At 70.1% G+C, this 20,010-nt stretch carries 21 protein-coding genes; 14 read left to right on the top strand and 7 right to left on the bottom strand.

Features of this window, described 5'->3' with window-relative positions; translation table 11 throughout:
* Window positions 1–16: 16 nt before the first annotated feature.
* From echA20 to CSR00_RS10715, 7 genes are all read left to right on the top strand, one after another.
* Window positions 17–772 (top strand): (7aS)-7a-methyl-1,5-dioxo-2,3,5,6,7,7a-hexahydro-1H-indene-carboxyl-CoA hydrolase, encoded by a 756-nt coding sequence (gene echA20 / locus CSR00_RS10745; RefSeq protein WP_099022388.1) that lies wholly within the window; start codon window positions 17–19, stop codon window positions 770–772.
* Complete coding sequence (gene ipdA / locus CSR00_RS10740) at window positions 769–1,683, top strand: cholesterol ring-cleaving hydrolase subunit IpdA (protein ID WP_099022387.1); 915 nt, start codon at window positions 769–771, stop codon at window positions 1,681–1,683. Before echA20 ends, ipdA begins: the two co-directional genes overlap by 4 nt.
* On the top strand, window positions 1,680–2,429 hold the full coding sequence (ipdB, locus tag CSR00_RS10735; protein ID WP_099022386.1) for a cholesterol ring-cleaving hydrolase subunit IpdB: 750 nt from the start codon (window positions 1,680–1,682) through the stop codon (window positions 2,427–2,429). The genes ipdA and ipdB overlap by 4 nt, the downstream gene beginning before the upstream one ends.
* Complete coding sequence (gene ipdC, locus CSR00_RS10730; protein WP_099022385.1) at window positions 2,426–3,496, top strand: (3aS,4S,5R,7aS)-5-hydroxy-7a-methyl-1-oxo-octahydro-1H-indene-4-carboxyl-CoA dehydrogenase; 1,071 nt, start codon at window positions 2,426–2,428, stop codon at window positions 3,494–3,496. The genes ipdB and ipdC overlap by 4 nt, the downstream gene beginning before the upstream one ends.
* Window positions 3,497–3,559: 63 nt before the next feature.
* Window positions 3,560–4,204, top strand: coding sequence for a SatD family protein (locus tag CSR00_RS10725; RefSeq protein ID WP_099022384.1), 645 nt, complete (start codon window positions 3,560–3,562; stop codon window positions 4,202–4,204).
* Complete coding sequence (locus tag CSR00_RS10720) at window positions 4,204–4,935, top strand: hypothetical protein (RefSeq protein WP_099022383.1); 732 nt, start codon at window positions 4,204–4,206, stop codon at window positions 4,933–4,935. The genes CSR00_RS10725 and CSR00_RS10720 overlap by 1 nt, the downstream gene beginning before the upstream one ends.
* Before the next feature lie 101 nt (window positions 4,936–5,036).
* The gene (locus tag CSR00_RS10715; RefSeq protein WP_099022382.1) at window positions 5,037–6,149 is read left to right on the top strand and encodes an NDMA-dependent alcohol dehydrogenase; all 1,113 of its coding nucleotides are present in this window, start codon (window positions 5,037–5,039) and stop codon (window positions 6,147–6,149) included.
* Between the two features lie 308 nt (window positions 6,150–6,457).
* Here CSR00_RS10715 and fadA6 read toward each other — a convergent pair whose 3' ends face one another.
* The 4 genes from fadA6 to ipdE1 form a co-directional block, all read right to left on the bottom strand.
* Complete coding sequence (fadA6, locus tag CSR00_RS10710; protein ID WP_099022381.1) at window positions 6,458–7,615, bottom strand: steroid 3-ketoacyl-CoA thiolase FadA6; 1,158 nt, start codon at window positions 7,613–7,615, stop codon at window positions 6,458–6,460.
* Entirely contained in the window at window positions 7,602–8,243 is a 642-nt protein-coding gene (gene kstR2 / locus CSR00_RS10705) for a TetR family transcriptional regulator KstR2 (RefSeq protein ID WP_099022380.1), read from the bottom strand. The genes fadA6 and kstR2 overlap by 14 nt, the downstream gene beginning before the upstream one ends.
* 102 nt (window positions 8,244–8,345) lie before the next feature.
* Window positions 8,346–9,134 carry a (5R,7aS)-5-hydroxy-7a-methyl-1-oxo-2,3,5,6,7,7a-hexahydro-1H-indene-carboxyl-CoA reductase gene (gene ipdF, locus CSR00_RS10700; protein ID WP_099022379.1) on the bottom strand — a complete coding sequence of 263 codons (789 nt, stop codon included), beginning with the start codon at window positions 9,132–9,134 and terminating at the stop codon, window positions 8,346–8,348.
* 7 nt (window positions 9,135–9,141) lie between these two features.
* The gene (gene ipdE1, locus CSR00_RS10695) at window positions 9,142–10,290 is read right to left on the bottom strand and encodes an acyl-CoA dehydrogenase IpdE1 (RefSeq protein ID WP_099022378.1); all 1,149 of its coding nucleotides are present in this window, start codon (window positions 10,288–10,290) and stop codon (window positions 9,142–9,144) included.
* 189 nt (window positions 10,291–10,479) lie between these two features.
* Between ipdE1 and fadD3 the strand changes: the two genes are divergently transcribed.
* The 7 genes from fadD3 to CSR00_RS10660 all read left to right on the top strand — a co-directional run bounded on the left by fadD3 (window position 10,480) and on the right by CSR00_RS10660 (window position 17,608).
* Complete coding sequence (gene fadD3, locus CSR00_RS10690) at window positions 10,480–12,090, top strand: 3-((3aS,4S,7aS)-7a-methyl-1,5-dioxo-octahydro-1H-inden-4-yl)propanoate--CoA ligase FadD3 (RefSeq protein ID WP_099022377.1); 1,611 nt, start codon at window positions 10,480–10,482, stop codon at window positions 12,088–12,090.
* Entirely contained in the window at window positions 12,090–13,244 is a 1,155-nt protein-coding gene (locus CSR00_RS10685) for an acyl-CoA dehydrogenase family protein (protein WP_099022376.1), read from the top strand. The genes fadD3 and CSR00_RS10685 overlap by 1 nt, the downstream gene beginning before the upstream one ends.
* On the top strand, window positions 13,241–14,272 hold the full coding sequence (locus CSR00_RS10680) for an acyl-CoA dehydrogenase family protein (protein ID WP_099022375.1): 1,032 nt from the start codon (window positions 13,241–13,243) through the stop codon (window positions 14,270–14,272). The genes CSR00_RS10685 and CSR00_RS10680 overlap by 4 nt, the downstream gene beginning before the upstream one ends.
* A complete protein-coding gene (ipdE2, locus tag CSR00_RS10675; protein ID WP_099022374.1) occupies window positions 14,273–15,247 on the top strand; it encodes an acyl-CoA dehydrogenase IpdE2 in 975 nt (324 codons plus the stop codon).
* Between the two features lie 52 nt (window positions 15,248–15,299).
* Window positions 15,300–16,418: a pyridoxal phosphate-dependent aminotransferase gene (locus CSR00_RS10670; RefSeq protein WP_099022402.1), complete on the top strand. Its 1,119-nt coding sequence runs from the start codon at window positions 15,300–15,302 to the stop codon at window positions 16,416–16,418.
* A 58-nt stretch (window positions 16,419–16,476) separates the two neighbouring features.
* Window positions 16,477–17,244, top strand: a complete 768-nt coding sequence (locus CSR00_RS10665) for an alpha/beta fold hydrolase (protein ID WP_099022373.1) — start codon at window positions 16,477–16,479, stop codon at window positions 17,242–17,244.
* 106 nt (window positions 17,245–17,350) lie between these two features.
* Window positions 17,351–17,608, top strand: coding sequence for a fibronectin-binding protein (locus CSR00_RS10660; RefSeq protein WP_099022372.1), 258 nt, complete (start codon window positions 17,351–17,353; stop codon window positions 17,606–17,608).
* Window positions 17,609–17,654: 46 nt separating this feature from the next.
* Here the strand turns inward: CSR00_RS10660 and hsaB are convergent, their stop codons facing one another.
* The 3 genes from hsaB to hsaD are packed head-to-tail and all read right to left on the bottom strand — an operon-like array spanning window position 17,655 to window position 20,010.
* Window positions 17,655–18,221, bottom strand: a complete 567-nt coding sequence (gene hsaB / locus CSR00_RS10655; RefSeq protein WP_099022371.1) for a 3-hydroxy-9,10-secoandrosta-1,3,5(10)-triene-9,17-dione monooxygenase reductase subunit — start codon at window positions 18,219–18,221, stop codon at window positions 17,655–17,657.
* A complete protein-coding gene (hsaC, locus tag CSR00_RS10650; protein WP_099022370.1) occupies window positions 18,218–19,123 on the bottom strand; it encodes an iron-dependent extradiol dioxygenase HsaC in 906 nt (301 codons plus the stop codon). The genes hsaB and hsaC overlap by 4 nt, the downstream gene beginning before the upstream one ends.
* Entirely contained in the window at window positions 19,123–20,010 is an 888-nt protein-coding gene (gene hsaD / locus CSR00_RS10645) for a 4,5:9,10-diseco-3-hydroxy-5,9,17-trioxoandrosta-1(10),2-diene-4-oate hydrolase (RefSeq protein ID WP_099022369.1), read from the bottom strand. The genes hsaC and hsaD overlap by 1 nt, the downstream gene beginning before the upstream one ends.

Below are 20,010 nucleotides of genomic sequence, written 5' to 3'. Positions count from 1 at the left end.
TCGTTCAGGAGTTCTGATGACGATCACGTCCAAAACCGTCGAACCGGGCATCGTCGCGGTCACCGTCGACTACCCGCCCGTCAACGCGATCCCGTCGCGGGGCTGGTTCGAACTCGCCGATGCCCTCACCGCCGCGGGCCGCGACATGGACACGCACGTGGTGATCCTGCGGGCCGAGGGCAAGGGCTTCAACGCCGGTGTCGACATCAAGGAGATGCAGCGCACCGAGGGCTTCACCGCGCTGATCGACGCCAGCCGCGGCTGCTTCGAGGCGTTCCGCGCCGTCTATGAGTGCGCGGTCCCGGTGGTCGCCGCGGTCAACGGGTTCTGCGTGGGCGGCGGCATCGGACTCGTCGGCAACGCCGATGTCATCGTCGCCTCCGACGACGCGAAATTCGGCCTGCCCGAGGTGGAGCGCGGCGCCCTGGGCGCGGCCACCCATCTGTCGCGGCTGGTCCCCCAGCACATGATGCGCCGGCTGTTCTTCACCGCGGCCACCGTCGACGCCGCCACCCTGCACCGGTTCGGCTCCGTGCACGAGGTGGTGCCGCGCTCCGGCCTCGACGACGCCGCACTGCGCGTGGCCCGCGACATCGCCACCAAGGACACCCGGGTGATCCGCGCGGCCAAGGAGGCCCTGAACCTCATCGACGTGCAGAAGGTCAATTCGAGCTACCGCATGGAGCAGGGCTTCACGTTCGAACTCAATCTGGCCGGCGTGTCCGACGAGCACCGCGACGCGTTCGCCGGCACCGACAAGGGATCCAAGTGAGCGACAAGAGAACAACGCTGGACGAGGCGGTCGCCTCGATCGAGAGCGGGATGACGATCGGCATCGGGGGCTGGGGATCGCGCCGCAAGCCCATGGCGTTCGTTCGGGCGTTGCTGCGCACCGGCGTCACCGACCTGACCGTGGTCACCTACGGCGGCCCCGACCTCGGGCTGCTGTGCGCGGCGGGCAAGGTCAAGCGTGTCTACTACGGGTTCGTCTCGCTGGATTCGCCGCCGTTCTACGACCCGTGGTTCGCGCACGCGCGCACCACGGGCGCGATCGAGGCCCGGGAGATGGACGAGGGCATGCTGCGGTGCGGCCTGCAGGCCGCCGCGCAGCGGCTGCCGTTCCTGCCCATCCGGGCCGGGCTGGGCAGCGACGTGCGGGCGTTCTGGGGCGACGAACTGAAGACGGTGCGCTCGCCGTATCCCACCGGGACGGGCTACGAGGAGCTCATCGCCATGCCGGCGCTGAACCTCGACGCCGCCTTCGTCCACATGAGTCTCGGTGACGCCCGGGGAAACGCGGCCTACACCGGAATCGACCCGTACTTCGACGACCTCTTCCTGATGTCGGCGCAGCGCCGTCTGCTCAGCGTGGAAAAGGTGGTGTCCACCGAGGAGCTGATGAAATCGGTTCCCCCGCAGGCGCTGCTGATCAACCGGATGATGGTCGACACCGTCGTGGAGGCCCCCGGTGGAGCGCATTTCACCACCGCAGAGCCGGACTACCGTCGCGACGAGAAGTTCCAGCGCCACTACGCCGAGGCGGCCGGCTCCGAGGAGGGCTGGCGGGAGTTCGTCGCCACCTACCTGTCCGGCAGCGAGGCCGACTACCAGGCCGCCGTGCGCGCCTTCGCCGAGGCCCAGGCCGCACAGAAGCAGGCCGCACAGAAGGAGGCCGGCAAGTGATTTCCGTGAGCAGAGCCGAGGTCTGCGCCGTCGCCTGCGCCGAACTGTTTCGCGATGCCGGCGAGATCATGGTGAGCCCGATGACCACGATCGTCTCCGTCGGGGCCCGGCTGGCGCGTCTGACCTTCTCCCCCGACATCCTGCTGACCGACGGTGAGGCCCGGCTGATCGCCGACACCCCCGCCATCGGCGCGGCGGCGGCGATCGAGGGCTGGATGCCCTTCGGCCGGGTCTTCGAGACCCTGGCCTGGGGTCGCCGGCACGTGGTGATGGGCGCCAACCAGATCGACCGGTTCGGAAACCAGAACCTCTCGGCGTTCGGGCCCCTGCAACACCCCACCCGGCAGATGTTCGGCGTCCGCGGCGCCCCGGGCAACTCCATCAACCACGCCACCAGCTACTGGGTGGGCAACCACTCCAAGCGCGTCTTCTGCGACTCCGTCGACATCGTCTCCGGAATCGGCTGGGACAAAGTCGATCCCGATAACCCCGCATACCGCTTCGTCAACGTCTACCGCGTGGTCACCAATCTGGGTGTGTTCGACTTCAACGGACCCGACCACACCATGCGCGCGGTCTCCCTGCACCCGGGCGTCGAGCCCGACCAGGTCGCCGAGAACACCTCGTTCGAAGTGCACGGGCTGCACGGCGCCGAACAGACCCGGCTGCCCAGCGGCGAGGAGCAGCGCCTGCTCCGCGAGGTGATCGACCCGAAGTCGCTGCGGGACAAGGAAGTGCGGGTATGACGCGGCTGGTCACGCCCCTGACCGAGCTCGTCGGGATCACCCATCCCGTGGTGCAGACCGGGATGGGGTGGGTGGCCGGCGCCCGGCTGGTGTCGGCCACCTCCAACGCCGGCGGCCTGGGCGTCCTGGCCTCGGCGACGATGACCCTCGACGAACTGCGGACCGCGGTCGCCAAGGTCAAGGCGGCCACCGACAAGCCGTTCGGCATCAACATCCGCGCCGACGCCTCCGATGCCGGCGAACGGGTCGACCTGCTGATCCGCGAGGGTGTGAAGGTGGCGTCGTTCGCGCTGGCGCCCAAGCCCGATCTGATCGCCAGGCTCAAGGACAACGGCGTCGTCGTCATCCCGTCGGTCGGGGCGGCCAAGCACGCCAAGAAGGTCGCCGGCTGGGGTGCCGACGCGGTGATCGTGCAGGGCGGCGAGGGCGGCGGGCACACCGGACCGGTTGCCACCACCCTGCTGCTGCCCTCAGTGCTGGACGCGGTCGCCGACACCGGCATGCCGGTGGTGGCCGCCGGGGGATTCTTCGACGGGCGCGGCCTGGCCGCGGCCCTGTCCTACGGCGCGGCCGGGGTGGCCATGGGCACCCGGTTCCTGCTCACCACCGATTCGACGGTGCCCGACGAGGTCAAGAGGCGCTACCTGGCCGCCGGGCTCGACGGCACGGTGGTCTCGACCCGCGTCGACGGCATGCCGCACCGCGTACTGCGCACCGGGTTGGTCGAGAAGCTGGAGAGCGGGTCACGGGTGCGCGGTTTCGCCGCGGCGATCCGCAACGCGCAGAAGTTCAAGAGAATGACCGGCATGACCTGGCAATCGATGATCCGCGACGGTATGGCCATGCGGCACGGTAAGGACCTGACCTGGTCGCAGGTGGTGATGGCGGCCAATACCCCGATGCTGCTCAAGGCGGGGCTGGTGGAGGGCGACACCTCGGCCGGCGTGCTGGCCTCCGGGCAGGTCGCCGGCATCCTCGACGATCTGCCCTCGTGCGCCGAGCTGGTCGAGGCGATCGTGGACGATGCCGTGGCACACCTGCGGGAGGCCGCCGCCCTGGTGCACTGAGCACCTAGTGAAGGTTTTAACTTCATTTTCAGATAATGAAGTTATAATGTTCATAACATGACTATGAAGCTGGAAGCTTCATCAAGCGCGGCGTTGCTCGGCGACGTCGTGGGTTCCCGGTCCGCGCCGGACCGACGGCGACTGCACCGCGCGCTCACCACCGCACTGGCCGGAGTCGGTGCGGGCGCCGTCGACCCGCCGCGGCTCACCGTCGGCGACGAGTTCCAGGGCCTCTTCGCCAGTGTCGGCGCCGCCCTGGACACCGCGTTGTCGTTGCGGCTGGCGCTGGCACCGGCGATCGATGTCCGGTTCGGCATCGGCTGGGGCGCGGTCACGGTGCTCGACCCCGATTCCGGGATTCAGGACGGGCCGGCATGGTGGTCGGCCCGGGAGGCCATCGACTGGGTGGCCGAAACCCAGCGACAGTCCGGGCTTGCCCTGGTGCGCACCGCATTCCGGCCCGCCGACGATGCCGCGCCGCCCGGCCCCAGCCCCGCGGCCGTCAACGCCGCGCTGATCTGTCGGGACCATCTGCTTGGATCCCTCGATGACCGGTCCCTGCGAATCCTCCGGGGGCTGCGGGCCGGTCGGACGAAGAAGGAGTTGGCGATGACCGAGGGGATCAGCCCGTCTGCGGTGTCCCAGCGCGCCGGGCGGGCGGGGCTGGATCTCCTCCTGCTCGCCTGCGAGGAGTTGCGGCGGCTGTGATGAGTGCGCTCGGGGTGTTCCTGGTCGCCGTCGGGGTGGCCGACATCGTCCGGCGCCTGACCGACCGCACCGCGCTGGGCGCGCTCGCCGGCGTGACGGCGGTGATCGTCACCACCGCCGTGTGCGGATTGTGGCATCTCGGTGACGTCGTGCTGTTGGTGCCCGCGGCCGGCGCCTGCCCCGCCTGGGTGTGGCTCGGCGCGCGGGCAGAGGCGTCCGGCCGCCACGAGGGCGCGGCCCTTGCGGTGTTCGGCGGTGCGGCCGCGGTGCTGCTGGTTCTGGCCGGGCTCGGTTCGCCGGTGACGGGTCCGGCCGCGCACTGGCTGACCTGGGTGGGTCTGGCCGGGGTGGCACCGGACACCGCGCTGCTGGCGGTGGGGGCGCTGCTGGTGCAGCTGGTCACCGGGAATCAGCTCGTTCGGCTGGTGCTCGGCGCGGTCGGGGCGGTCCGCCCGGCCGGCGAACCCCAGCCCTCGGACCGGCTGCGGGGCGGACGGCTGCTCGGCCCGATGGAGCGGATGCTGATCATGGGTCTGGGGCTGGGCGGTCAGCTCGGCCTGGCCTCGGCCGTGGTGGCCGCCAAGGGCATCATCCGCTTTCCCGAACTGAGCGCCCAACGCCGCAACGACAAGGACGGCTCCGGCATCGATCAGGTGGTGGAGTACTTCCTGGTGGGCAGTTTCGCCAGCTGGATCGTCGCGATGGCCGGGCTGGCGCTCGCCCTGCACTGAGGCGCCCCGGCCTCGGCGAAAGCCCGACCCGGCCGTTGCGGGCTTTCTAGACTTCGACCGTCGGGCAATCACGCCACCCATCGATGATTCGGGGAAGCCGCATGAAGATGAACGCCGCCGTGCTCTGGGAGGTCAACGGAGACTGGAACATCGAGGAGGTCGACCTCGATCCGCCCCGGGAGGGCGAGGTGCTGGTGTCCTTCGAGGCGACCGGTCTGTGCCACTCCGATCATCACCCGCGCACCGGCGACTTCCCGGTGCCCTTCCCCGTCATCGGTGGCCACGAGGGCGCCGGGGTCGTCCAGGAGGTCGGTCCGGGAGTGCGCGACCTCAAGGCCGGCGATCACGTCGTCGCCTCCTTCCTGCCGGCGTGCGGGCGATGCCGGTGGTGTGCCAGCGGGCACCAGAACCTGTGCGATCTGGGCGCCATGCTGCTGGCGGGCACCCAGTTGGACGGCACCTACCGTCGCCACATCGGTGACCAGGACATCAACGTCGCGCTGCTGCTGGGCACCTTCGCCCAGTACGGCGTCGTGTCCGACGCGTCGCTGGTCAAGATCGACGACGACCTTCCGTTGAACCGCGCCTGCCTGCTGGGCTGCGGAATCACCACCGGCTGGGGCTCGGCGGTCAACACCGCCGAGGTCGCGCCGGGTGACACCGTCATCATCGTGGGATGTGGCGGCGTGGGCGGCGGGGCGATCCAGGGCGCCCGTATCGCCGGGGCCGAACGCATCATCGCCGTCGACCTCGTCGAGGACAAGCGGGACAAGGCCCTCGAGCTCGGCGCGACCCACTTCGTCACCTCGCTGCAGGAGGCCACCGCGCTGGCCGCCGACCTGACCCACGGCGTGATGGCCGACTCGACGATCCTCACCGTCGGGCTCGTCGAGGGCGCGATGATCGGCGAGGCACTCGACAGCGTGCGCAAGGGCGGCGCCGTGGTGCTCACCGCGATCGCATCCATGACCGACGTGACCCCGACGCTGCCGATGGCGATGTTCACGCTGTTCCAGAAGCGCCTGCTGGGCAGCCTCTACGGCGAGGCGAACCCGCGGGCGGACATTCCGCGGCTGCTCAGGCTGTACCGCGACGGTCAGCTGCTGCTCGACGAGGCGGTCACCACCGAGTACAAGCTCGGCGACATCAACGTGGCCTTCGACGACATGCTCGCCGGCCGCAACATCCGCGGAGTGATCCTGCACGACCACTGACCGGTGCGCCGTCCTGGCCACACCGTCCCGACCACACCGTCCCGACCGCACCGTCCTGGCGGCACTGTCCTGGCGGCACCGTCCTGGCGGCACCGTCCTGGCGGCACCGTCCTGACCGCACCGAGTGTGCGCCACCATCCTGGCGGCACCGTCCTGACCGCACCGAGTGTGCGCGCAGATCGGCCGAATTCGAAAAGCGTCGATCCACGCGCACGTTCGGTGCGGGAAGGGCGGGTGAGGGCCGGGTGAGGGCGGCTCAGGGGCGCCCGAGGGCACGGGTGCGCGGCGGCGGGGGCGCCGGAGGTGCCTCAGAGCCGTTCGATGATGGTGACGTTGGCGGTGCCGCCGCCCTCACACATCGTCTGCAGGCCGTAGCGGCCACCCACGCGTTCCAGGTTGTTGAGCATGGTGGCGAAAAGCTTGGCGCCGGTGGCGCCCAGCGGGTGGCCCAGCGCGATCCCGCCGCCGCTGGGGTTGACCTTCTCCGGATCGGCCCCGGTCTCCTTGAGCCAGGCCATCACCACCGGTGCGAAGGCCTCGTTGATCTCGACGGTGTCGATGTCCTCGATCGACAGTCCGGTCTTGGCCAACGCGTAATGCGTCGCCGGGATCGGGCCGGTCAGCATGATCACCGGGTCGGCACCGCGCGCGCTGATGTGATGGATGCGGGCACGCGGCGTGAGCCCGTGCTCCTTGACCGCACGCTCGGAGGCCAGCAGCACCGCCGAGGCGCCGTCGCAGATCTGGCTGGCCATGGCCGCGGTCAGTCGCCCACCCTCGGCCAGCGGCTTGAGCCCGGCCATCTTCTCCAGCGACGTCTCGCGCGGGCACTCGTCGACACCGAACCCCTCGACGGGAATGATCTCGTTGTCGAAGTGGCCCGCCCGGATGGCGGCGAAAGCGCGCTCGTTGCTGGTCAGCGCGTACTGTTCCATCTCCTCGCGGGACAGGTTCCAGCGCTCGGCGATCATCTCCGCACCACGGAACTGGGAGACCTCCTGGTCTCCGTAGCGGTGCAGCCAGTCCTTGGACTCGTTGGTCGGCGAGGTGAACCCGAACTGTTCGCCGACGGTCATCGCCGAGGAGATCGGAATCTGGCTCATGTTCTGCATCCCGCCGGCCACGATCAGATCCGCCGTTCCGGCCATGACCGCCTGGGCCCCGAAGGAGATCGCCTGCTGGCTGGACCCGCACTGGCGGTCCACCGTCACTCCCGGTACCTCTTCGGGGTAGCCGGCCGCCAGCCAGGACAGCCGGCCGATGTTGCCGGCCTGGCCACCGATGGCGTCGACACACCCGGCGATCACATCCTCGACGGCCCCGGGGTCGACGTCGACGCGGTCGAGCAGACCCCGCCAGGCCACCGCGCCCAGGTCGACCGGGTGCAGACCCGCCAGTGCCCCGTTCCGCTTGCCGACCGCGGTGCGCACCGCGTCGACGACATATGCCTCGCTAGCCTCGGCCATGATCGCTCTCCTTTGAGATTCCGTGTTTTTGCGTAGCTATCCCACCGGGCTCGGTGATGCCCCCCAGGACGATGTCGAGGTACTCGCGGCCCACCTGTTCGGCGGTCAGCGCCCGGCCGGACTTGGGCGCCGGCTGATACCAGCGCACCGACACCCAGGTGGTGTCGCGGATGAACCGGTAGACCAGGTCCACGTTCAGGTCGGGCCGGAAGTAACCCTCCTCGATACCCTGGTTGAGCACGTCGACCCACATCTTGCGCTGCTCGCGGTTACGCGCCTCGACATAGGCGAACCGGGGTTGCGTGGACAGTCGTTTGGCCTCGTCCTGGTAGATGACCACCTGGGCGTGATGGTGTTCGATCGCCTCGAAGGAGGCCATGAACAGTCCCTTGAGCCGTTCCATCGGGTTGGGCTCGGTGTCGATGATCTGCTGATAGCGCGCGAACAGCCAGTCCAGGAACGTGCGCAGCACCTCGTCGACCATCTCCTCCTTCGACGAGAAGTGGTGGTAGAGACTGCCCGACAGGATCCCCGCGGCGTCGGCGATATCACGCACCGTGGTCGCGCGCAGACCGCGCTCGGCCATCATCGTCGCGGCCAGTTCCAGCAGTTCGTCACGTCTTGTCACGAGCGCCGCTCCTCCTCATCGCTGCGCTCTGCATCGTCACCGCGCGTTGTCACGAGCGCCGCTCCTCCTCATCGCTGCGCTCTGCATCCTCACGGCGCCGGCTCATGGGTGCTGGCTCGACACCGAAATGACTTCGCCGGTCAGATAACTAGAGTATTCGCTGGCCAGGAACGCGACGGTGGCGGCCACCTCCCACGGCTCGGCCGCCCGCCCGAACGCCTCGCCGCCGGCCAGCTGGTCCAGCAGCTCCGTCGAACTGGTCTTCTCCAGGAACTTGTGCCGGGCGATGCTCGGCGACACGGCGTTGATCCGCACGCCGTACTCCACCGCCTCGATCGCGGCGCACCGGGTCAGGGCCATCACGCCGGCCTTGGCCGCGGCGTAGTGGGACTGGGAATGCTGTGCCCGCCAACCCAGCACGCTGGCGTTGTTGACGATGGTGCCGCCGTGGCCGGCCTCGCGGAAGTACCGCAACGCGGCCCGGGTGGCGCGCATGACCGAGGTCAGGGTGACGTTGAGGACGCGGTCCCATTCCTCGTCGGTCATGTCGATCACCGGCGTCTGACCGCCCAGCCCGGCATTGTTGACCAGAACGTCCATCCGGCCCATCCGTGCGGTGGTCGAGGCGATCAGGGCGTCGACCTGGGCGGTGGAGGTGACGTCACACACCACACTCTCCACCCGGCCCAGTCCCAGGGACGCCAGCTGATCGCGGGTCTCCCCCAGCCGGCGCTCGTGATGGTCGGAGACCACCACGTCGGCCCCCTCGGCCAGGGCGCGGCGCGCGGTGGCCGAGCCGATCCCGGTCCCGGCCGCCGCGGTGACCACGACCACGCGGCCCGTCAGAAGGCCATGGCCGTCAATCTCTTTGGGCGCGACAGACAGTGTCACGATGTCCTCATCCCTTCACCTCGCGCGGCAGGCCGAGCACCCGCTCGGCGATGATGTTGCGTTGAATCTCGTTGGAGCCGCCGTAGATGGTGTCCGAACGCGAGAACAGGAACAGCCGCTGCCATTCGCCGAACTCACCGTCGACGAGCTCAAGGCCCTCCCGGCCCAGGACATCCATGGCCAGCTCGCCCAGGCCGCGATGCCAGTTGGCCCACAACAGCTTCGACACGGAATCCTGACCCGGACGCTCCACGTCCATCGTGGCCAGCGCATAGGAGCGCATGGCACGCAGCCCGGCCCACGCGCGAGTCAGACGTTCCCGGATCAGCGGATCGTCGACGGCGCCGGTGCGCCCGGCGAGTTCGACGATCCCGGACAGCTCACGGGCATAGCGGATCTGCTGGCCCAGCGTGGAGACCCCACGCTCGAAGGTCAGGGTGCCCATCGCCACCCGCCACCCGTCACCGGGTTCACCGACCACCAGTGACGCATCGGTGCGGGCATCGTCGAAGAAGACCTCGTTGAACTCCGAGTCGCCGGTCAGCTGCACGATCGGGCGCACCTGCACCCCCGGCTGCTCCAGCGGCACCAGCAGATAGGACAGGCCGGCGTGCCGTTTGGAGCCCTTCTCGGTGCGGGCTACCACGAAGCACCACTGCGCCCAGTGCGCCAGGGAGGTCCACACCTTCTGGCCGTTGATCACCCACTGGTCGCCGTCGAGCACCGCGGTGGTCGACACGTTGGCCAGGTCGCTGCCGGCGCCGGGCTCGGAGTAGCCCTGGCACCACAGCTCGGTGACGTCGAGGATGCGGGGCAGGAAGCGCTGCTGCTGCTCGGGCGTGCCGAACGCGATCAGCGTCGGGCCCAGCAGTTCCTCGCCGAAGTGGTTGACCTTGTCCGGGGCGTCGGCGCGGGCGTACTCCTCGTAGAACGCCACCCGGTGGGCCACCGAGAGACCGCGGCCGCCGTGCTCGACCGGCCAGCCCAGGCAGGTCAGCCCGGCGCGGGCCAGGTGCTGGTTCCACGCCCGGCGTTCCTCGAAGGCCTCGTGTTCGCGGCCCGGCCCGCCGAGGCCCTTGAGCGCGGCGAACTCACCGACCAGGTTGTCGCGGAGCCACTCGCGGACCTCCGCCCGGAACTTCTGGACCTCCTCCATCCCTGTAGGCTAACCTACCAAGCACTTGCTTTGGTGCCCGGGCGACGATGTGTGCCGACCGGCGAGCGCTTCGGTGACGGAGGGTGCCGCGCACCGAAGCCGCCCGGTGGTCGAGGCGCGCCGGCCCTGCCGAACGGCGCGCGCCGGGAACCGGGCCACCCAGCCAGGGCAGAAGCCAGAGGAGCATCGATGACGAGGTCCGGCGGGCGGGAAGCCTGCGCCCCGGAGTTCCCGCAGACGCAGACCACTCCCGCGGTGCTCGGCCGAATCGCACGGCAGCTCCCCGACCACGACGCGCTGGTCACCGCGGACAGGACGCTCACCTTCGCGCAGCTGCTCGCCGAGGTCCGCCGCGCCGCGGCGGCGCTGATCGACCTCGGCGTCCGGCCCGGCGACCGGGTCGCACTGTGGTCACCCAACACCTGGCACTGGGTGGTGGCCTGTCTGGCCACCCACTACGCGGGGGCCGTCGTGGTCCCGCTGAACACCCGCTACACCGCCGCCGAGGCCACCGACATCCTGACGCGCACCGAGGCTCCGGTGCTGTTCGCGATGGGCCGGTTCCTGGGCGCCGACCGCGCCGGCGACCTGGACCGCGCGCAGCTGCCCGCACTGCGCCACGTCGTGCGGGTGCCCGTCGAGGCGGGGGACACCGGGGCCCTCACGTCCTGGGAGGACTTCGTCGCCCGCGGCGACGACGCCGCGCTGAGGACCGCGGATGCCCGCGCCGCGGCGGTCTCCCCCGACGACGTCTCCGACATTCTGTTCACCTCCGGCACCACCGGACGCAGCAAGGGCGTGCTGTGCGCGCACCGCCAGTCGCTGGCGGGCTCGGCCGCCTGGGCGGCCTGCGGTCGCGTCGGCAGCACCGACCGCTACCTGTGCATCAACCCGTTCTTCCACAACTTCGGCTACAAGGCGGGGATCCTGGCGTGCCTGCAGACCGGGGCCACCCTGATACCGCAGATCACCTTCGACCCGGAGGCCGCGATGCGCGCCGTCCAGGAGTACGAGGCCTCGGTGCTGCCCGGACCGCCCACCATCTATCAGAGCCTGCTGGATCACCCCCGCCGCGGCGACTACGACCTGTCCTCGCTGCGGTTCGCGGTGACCGGCGCCGCGGTGGTGCCGGTGGTGCTGATCGAACGCATGCAGTCCGAGCTGGACATCGACATCGTGCTGACCGCCTACGGGCTCACCGAGGCCAGCGGCTTCGGGACCATGTGCCGCCCGGACGACGACGCGGTCACGGTGGCAAACACGTGCGGGCGCCCGATCGCCGATTTCGAGCTGCGCATCGACACCCCCTCCGACGGTGACGCCGGCGAGGTGCTGCTGCGCGGACCCAACGTGATGCTGGGCTATCTCGACGACCCCGAGGCCACCGCGGCGGCCATCGACGCCGACGGTTGGCTGCACACCGGCGACGTCGGCACCCTCGACCACAACGGCAACCTGCGGATCACCGACCGGCTCAAGGACATGTACATCTGCGGCGGCTTCAACGTCTACCCCGCCGAGATCGAGCAGGTGCTGGCCCGGTTGCCCGGAGTGGCCGAGGCGGCCGTCATCGGCGTGCCCGAGAACCGGCTCGGCGAGGTCGGCAAGGCCTTCGTCGTGAGGCTTCCGGGCGCCGACCTCGACGAGCAGAGCGTCATCGAGTACGCGAAAGAACACCTCGCCAATTTCAAGACACCACGTTCGGTGGAGTTCCTCGACACCCTGCCCCGCAACCCCGGGGGAAAGGTCGTCAAACCGCAGCTACGCCAACTCCGGGAAGGACTTCGGGAAAGACACTGATGGACCTCGACTTCGACGACTCGGTCGCGGAATTCCGCACCGAGGTGCGCACCTTTCTGGCCGACAACCGCCGGCACTTCCCGACCCGGTCCTACGACACCGCCGAGGGGTTCGAGCAGCACCGCCGTTGGGACAAAGTGCTGTTCGACGCGGGCCTGTCGGTGATCACCTGGCCGAAGCGCTACGGCGGACGCGACGCAACGCTGCTGGAATGGGTCGTCTACGAGGAGGAGTACTTCCACGCCGGCGCGCCCGGACGGGCCAGCGCCAACGGAACCTCGATGCTGGCACCCACTCTGTTCGCTCACGGCACCGAGGAGCAGCGCGACCGCATCCTGCCGAAAATGGCCAGCGGCGAGGAGATCTGGGCGCAGGCCTGGTCGGAACCGGAATCCGGCAGCGACCTGGCATCGCTGCGGTCCACGGCCACCCGCACCGACGGCGGATGGCTGCTCAACGGCCAGAAGATCTGGAGTTCGCGAGCACCGTTCGGCGAGCGCGGTTTCGGGCTGTTCCGCAGCGATCCCGACGCCGAACGGCACCGCGGCCTGACCTATCTGATGTTCGACCTCAAGGCCGACGGTGTCACCGTGCGGCCCATCGCCCAGCTCGGTGGTGACACCGGCTTCGGCGAGATCTTCCTCGACGACGTCTTCGTGCCCGACGCCGACGTGATCGGCACCGTCAACGACGGATGGCGGGCGGCGATGAGCACCTCCAGCAACGAGCGCGGGATGTCGCTGCGCAGCCCGGCACGCTTCACCGCCCCGGCCGCCCGACTGGTAGAACTGTGGAAGTCTCAGCCCGACAGCGGCACCCGCGAAAGATTCGCCGACCGGGTGGCCGACGCGTGGATCAAGGCGCAGGCCTACCGGCTGCAGACGTTCGGCACCGTGACCCGGCTGGCCGCCGGCGGTGAGCTCGGTGCGGAGTCCTCGGTGACGAAGGTGTTCTGGTCCGAGCTCGACGTCGCGCTGCACCAGACCGCACTGGATCTGCGCGGTGCCGACGGCGAAATCACCGATGCCTGGACCGACGGGTATCTGTTCGCTCTCGGTGGCCCGATCTATGCGGGCACCAACGAGATCCAGCGCAACATCATCGCCGAGCGGCTGCTGGGTCTTCCCCGGGAAAGCCAGGTGAAAGCGAAATGAGATTCGACCTCGACGAACAGCAGCGCGACTTCGCCGCGAGCATCGACGCTGCACTCGGCGCCGCCGCGCTGCCCGCCGCCGTGCGGGCCTGGGCGGCCGGCGACACCGCCCCGGCCCGCAAGGTGTGGTCGACACTGGCCGACCTCGGGGTGACGGCGCTGATGGTGCCCGAGCGGTACGACGGGATCGACGCGCACCCGGCCGATCTGGTGGTGGCCTGCGAGCGGCTGGGCTACTGGTGTGTTCCCGGGCCCGTCACCGAATCCGTCGCGGTGGCACCGGTGCTGCTGGCCGCCGATGACCGCGGCGCCGCCCTGGCCGCGGGTGAACTCGTCGCCACCGTCGCGGCGCCGCCGCTGCAGCCACGCGCGGTCGGCACCGAGATCGCCGGGCTGGTCCTGTTCGCGAGCGACGGGCGGGTGCACGAGGCCACCGCGAGGGCGCGGCACGAGTCGGTCGATCCCAGCCGCACCCTGGCAGACGTGACGACCGACGTGACGACCGACCACGAAGGCGGCCCGGCCGGATGGTCGGCCGACACCGGACGCGCCGTCGAACTCGGCGTCCTGGCGACCGCCGCCCAACTGGTCGGAGCCGGGCAGGCCCTGCTGGACGCCTCGGTGGACTACGCCAAACAACGCACCCAGTTCGGCCGGGCGATCGGCTCCTACCAGGCGATCAAACACAAGCTCGCCGACGTGCACATCGCACTCGAACTGGCCCGTCCACTGGTCTTCGGCGCCGCACTGGCGCTGGCCGCCGGCCCACCCGAGGCGGCCCGCGACGTCAGTGCGGCGAAGGCGGCCCGCGACGTCAGTGCGGCGAAGGCGGCCCGCGACGTCAGTGCGGCGAAGGCCGCAGCCGCGGACGCGGCGCTGCTGGCGGCCCGCTCCGCGCTGCAGACCCACGGGGCGATCGGCTTCACCCAGGAGCACGATCTGGGCCTGCTGCTGCTGCGGGTCCAGGCCCTGCGCCCGGCCTGGGGCGATCCGACGACCCACCGGCGACGCGTACTGGAGGCGCTCTAGATGTCCGGCCCGACCAACGAGGAACGAGAACTGCTGGCCCGGACCGTGCGCGACCTGGTCGCCCGGCACGCCGGCCCCGAGGCGGTGCGCGCGGCCATGGAGTCACCGCGCGGCTACGACGAGAAGCTGTGGACGGTGCTCTGCGAGCAGGTGGGCGCGGCGGCGCTGGTGGTCCCCGAGGAGCTGGGCGGGGCCGGCGGCGAACTCGCCGATGCCGCGGCGGTGCTCACCGAGCTGGGCCGCGCCCTGGTTCCCACTCCGCTGCTGGGCACCACGCTGGCCGAGCTCGCCCTGCTCGGCGCCGACGAACCCGACGCCCAGACGCTGGAGCGGCTCGCCGCGGGTGAAGCGACCGGGGCGCTGGTGCTCGACCGCGGCTACGTCGTCAACGGCGACATCGCCGATGTGGTGGTCGCCGCCGAGGATGGCAAGCTCGTGCGCTGGAAAGAGTTCCGCGCCGAGCCGATCCGGCCGATGGATCCGACCCGCCGGCTGGCGCGGCTGACCGCCACCGACACCACCGTCATCGGCGCCGACCCCGGGGTGGCCGACGCCGCGGCGCTGCTGCTGGCCGCCGAGCAGGTGGGGGCCGCCACCCGCTGCCTGGAGCTGACCGTCGAATACACCAAGGAGCGGGTGCAGTTCGGCCGGCCGATCGGCAGCTTCCAGGCGCTCAAACACCGGATGGCCGACCTGTACGTCACGGTGCAGACCGCCGGTGCGGTGGTCGACGAGGCCCTGGAGTCGCCGTCGCCGACCACGGCCGCACTGGCGCTGTTCACCGCGTCCGAGGCCTTCACCGACGTGGCCGCCGAGGCCATCCAGATGCACGGCGGCATCGCGATCACCTGGGAACACGACATCCAGCTGTACTTCAAACGGGCGCACGGCAGTTCACAGCTGCTGGGCCGGCCCAGCGAACAGCTGCGCCGGCTGGAGGCCGAGGCACTTTCCGGCGCCGCCGGGCTCACCTAATGTCGAACGGGTGAAGACCGCGCTGCGGGCCGGGATCCCGCCGTTCTACGTGATGGACGTCTGGCTGGCCGCCGCCGAACGGCAACGCAGCCACGGCGACCTGGTGAACCTGTCGGCCGGGCAGCCCAGCGTGGGTGCGCCCGGGCCGGTGCGCGCCGCGGCGGCCGAGGCGCTGGCCGCCGGCCCGCTCGGCTACACCGTCGCCCTGGGCATTCCCGAGCTGCGCGAAGCGATCGCCGCGTCCTACGCCGACATCCACGGACTGGCCGTCGACCCCGCCGACATCGTGATCACCACCGGCTCCTCCGGCGGCTTCCTGCTCGCCTTCCTGGCCTGCTTCGACGTCGGGGACCGGGTGGTGGTCACCAGCCCCGGATATCCCTGCTACCGCAACATTCTCTCGGCGCTTGGCTGTGAGGTCGTCGACCTCCGGTGCGACGCCGGGACCCGGTTCCAGCCCACCGCCGCGATGCTCGACGAGATCGACCCGCCGCCCGATGGCGTCGTGGTGGCCAGCCCGGCCAACCCGACCGGCACCGTGATCGCCCCCGACGAACTGGCCGCCATCGCGTCCTGGTGTGCCGAGCGCGGGGTACGGCTGATCAGCGACGAGGTCTACCACGGCCTGGTGTACCCGGGTGCACCGTCGACCAGCTGCGCCTGGGCCACCTCGCGCGACGCGGTGGTGGTCAACAGCTTCTCGAAGTACTTCGCGATGACGGGGTGGCGGCTGGGCTGGCTGGTGGTGCCCGAGTCGCTGCAGCGAGCCGTGGACCGTCTGACCGGCAATTTCACCATCTGCCCCCCGGTGCTCTCGCAGTTCGCCGGTGTCGCGGCGTTCACCCCGGAGTCCCGCGCGGAGGCCGATGCGCACCTGGCGCACTACGGCGCCAATCGGCAGCGGCTGCTGTCGGGGCTGCGCGGGATCGGCATCGACCGGCTGGCCCCCACCGACGGCGCCTTCTACGTCTACGCCGACGTCTCGGAGTTCACCGACGACTCGCTGTCGTTCTGCGCGAAACTCCTCGACGCGACCGGGGTCGCGATCGCGCCGGGCATCGACTTCGACACCACCCGCGGCGGGTCGTTCGTGCGGCTGTCGTTCGCGGGGCCCTCCGCGGACATCGACGAGGCGGTGGCCCGCATCGGTGACTGGCTGCCGCGCCGGTAGCCGGACCGTTTGAGTCCCCGGGGTTGCCCCGACCGGCCGCGCCTGGTGGGGTCGAGGCATGCCCTTCATCGACACCGACGCCGGACCGGTCTACTACCGACACTGGGCGGCCGAGCGGCCCCGCGCCGCGGTCATCTTCCTGCACGGCTTCGGCGAGCACACCGGTGTCTACCACCGGCTCGGCTTCACCCTCAACGCGGCCGGGATCGACCTGTGGGCCGCCGATCAGCTGGGCCACGGCCTGTCGGGAGGCGCACGCGGCGACTTCGGCTCCGTGCAGGCCAGCTCCTCGATCGCGGCGGCGCTGACCGACCTGGCCGAGCGCGCCACCCCCGGCATCCCCCTGTTCGCCCAGGGGCACTCCTTCGGCGCGGTGGTCACCCTCTTCCGGCTGCTGGAGAACCCGAACCGGTACCGGGCCGGGGTGATCTCCGGCGCCCCGCTGGTACCGATCCCGGGAATGCTCGAAGACCAGGACGCCGAATTCGAGCTGGAGCCGTCGGCGCTGTCGGCCGACCCGTTCTACCTCGACTCCATGGAGAACGATCCGCTGGCGTTCGTCGACGCCGACGGGGCCCCGCTGGCCCGCGCCCTGGACTGGGCCTGGGACCGGATGGGTGACGCGCTGCCGACGCTGACGGTGCCGACCCTGGCAGTGCACGGCGAGTCCGATCCGGTCGCCGATATCGGGGCGGTGCGCGCCTACGCCGAACAGGTCGGCCCGCTGCGGCTGGCGGCCTTCCCCGGGGCCCACGACATCCTCAACGAAACGGTGCACCGGCAGGTGGCCGCCACGATCAGCGATTTCATCACCACCCACCTGTAGACCGCGCGGTCATCCCCAGGACGTATCCACACTGGGGATGAATCACAGCGGTGTTATTCACCGGGAGTCCGCGGAAGCCGGTCGGGCGGCTCGGTAGGGTCGGCGCATGCGCAGGATCCGAACCCTGGCCGCGGGGGCGGCACTGATCACCGGGCCGATGCTGGCCGCCGGCGTCGGGTTGGCGGCCCCGGCCGTCGCCGAGCCCGGACCGCCCCCGTGCGGCCCGTCACTCTTTCCGATCTGCAACTTCCTGCCGATCGCGCCGCAGCTCGACGGGGATGTCGACCTGACCACCAACCAGCCCGAGGCCCCCGGGCTCGAGGACGTGCCACCGGTCGACCCCTGCGCGGCGGGATGCATCTAAGGGCGGGGACCCGGGGGCCCGGCCGTCGCGACGTGGAACCGGTTCTTCACAGCCAGGTGTCGGGTGTGGTCGCGGTGAGGAAGGCCTCCAGATCGTCGCGCCACTGGGCCGGGCTGTTCTTGTCCGGTTCGATCCCGGTGTACTCGCCCCGATAGAACAGCAGCGGGCGCGGCTTCTTCTTGGGCACCTCGGAGAGCGACTGCACGGCACCGAAGACCACGAAGTGGTCGCCACCGTCGTGCACCGAGTGCACGGTGCAGTCGATATGGGCCAGCGCGCCGTCGATGACCGGCGAACCGAGCTCGGAGGGACTCCAGTCGATCCCGGCGAACTTGTCCGGTTCCCTGGAGCCGAACCGCGCCGAGACGTCCTTCTGATGCTCGTGCAGGATGTTCACGCAGAAGCGGCCGCTGGCCTCGATGGCCTGCCATGACCGCGACACCTTCGTCGGGCAGAACAGGACCAGCGGCGGATCCAGCGACAGGGCCGCGAAGGACTGGCACGCGAACCCGATCGGGGTCTCGTCGTGCACGGTGGTGATGATCGTGATGCCGGTGCAGAACTGGCCGAGCACGGTGCGGAACGTGCGCGGGTCGATCTGGGCATTCGTCACTGGGCGTGGGCCCCCACCGAGAAGTCGTGGCCCCACAGGCTCACCGCGGTGCTCTCCCGGGCGATCCAATCCTGGTCGTCGACCTGCCTTCCCTCACAGCCGAACTCGACGTCGAAGCCGCCGGGTGTGCGCATGTAGAAGGAGAGCATCAGGTCGTTGACGTGCCGGCCCAACGTCGCCGACATCGGAACCTTGCGCCGCAACGCGCGGTCCAGGCACAGGCCCACGTCGTCGCTGTTCTCCACCTCGACCATCAGGTGCACGATGCCGCTGGGGGTCTCACCGGGCATGAACGCCAGGCTGTGGTGGCGCGGATTGACGCCGAAGAAGCGCAGCCACGCCGGCTCGCCGTCGGCTGGCCGGCCCACCAGCTGGGGCGGCAGCCGCATCGAGTCACGCAGCGCGAACCCGAGCACGTCACGGTAGAAGTGCAGCGACTCCGCGTCGTCACGGGTGGTGAGCACCACGTGTCCCAGGCCCTGGTCCTCGGTGACGAACCTGTGGCCGTAGGGGCTGACCACCCGGCGGTGCTCCAGGGCGGCGCCGTGGAACACCTCCAGCGTGTTGCCGGACGGGTCGTCGAAGACGATCATCTCGGCCACCCGACGGTCGGCCAGTTCGACCCCGCCGGCCTCCTTGTATGGGGTGCCCTCGACGTCGAGGCGGTCGCGGATGTCCTGCAGGTCGGCGGCGTTGGCGGCCTCCCAGCCCGAGACCAGCAACCGGTCGCGGTCGCCGGGCACGATCACCAGCCGGGCCGGGAAGTCGTCCATCCGCAGGTACAGCGCGCCCTCGGTGGCACCCTTGCCCTCGACCATGCCGAGGACCTTCAGCGCGTACTCGCGCCACGCGGCCATGTCGGTGGCCTCGATACGCAGATACCCCAGTGAACGGATGCTCATCAGGTACCTCCCAGAAAGTCCATCGTGAGCTTGTTGAACTCGTCGAATTTCTCCAGCTGCGCCCAGTGCCCACACTGCCCGAAAACGTGGAGCTGCACACGCGGAATCTGTTTCAGTGCCACCAGGGCCCCGTCGAGCGGGTTGACCCGGTCCTCGCGGCCCCAGATCAACAGCACCCGCTGGCGCAGTTTGTACACCTCGCGCCACATCATCCCCAGCTCGAAATCGGGGCCCGCGAACGACTTGCCCATCGCCTTCGCGGCGGCCAGCGACTCCGGGGTGCTGGCGATCGCAAAGCGCTCGTCGATGAGCTCGGGGGTGACGAGCTTCTGGTCGTAGACCATGATGCGCAGGAACTTCTCCATGTTCTCGCGCGTGGGATCGGCGGTGAACCGGCCCAGCAGCTTCACGCCCTCGGTGGGGTCGGGTGCGAACAGGTTGACGCTGAGCCCGCCCGGACCCATCAACACCAGCCGGCCGGCGCGATCCGGGTTGTCCAGCGCGAAGCGCACCGCGGTGCCGCCGCCGAGCGAATTCCCCACCAGCGCAGGGCGGTCGATAGCGAGGTGGTCGAACAGGTTGAGCAGCGCGGTGGCGCTGTACCGGTTGTACTGCTCGTGTTCGGTGTGCTTGTCGGAGTGCCCGTAGCCGGGCTGGTCGACCGCGAGCACGTGGAACTTCTCGGCGAGCACCCCGATGTTGCGGCTGAAGTTCGACCAGCTGGAGGCCCCGGGCCCGCCGCCGTGCAGCAGCACCACCGTCGGCGACTCGGGGTCGCCGGCCTCGTGGTAGTGCAGCTTCATGTCCTCGCGGACCTGGGCGTAGCGCGAGGTCGACTCGAAGGTCACCTTCTGCTGGTGCTGCGTTTCGGAGATGAAGGAAGTCAT

The organism is Mycolicibacterium palauense (genome assembly GCF_002592005.1).
Classification (GTDB): Bacteria; Actinomycetota; Actinomycetes; order Mycobacteriales; family Mycobacteriaceae; genus Mycobacterium; species Mycobacterium palauense.
Note: the sequence above shows the minus strand (reverse complement) of the source record. Positions and strands in the feature narration are given on the sequence as shown.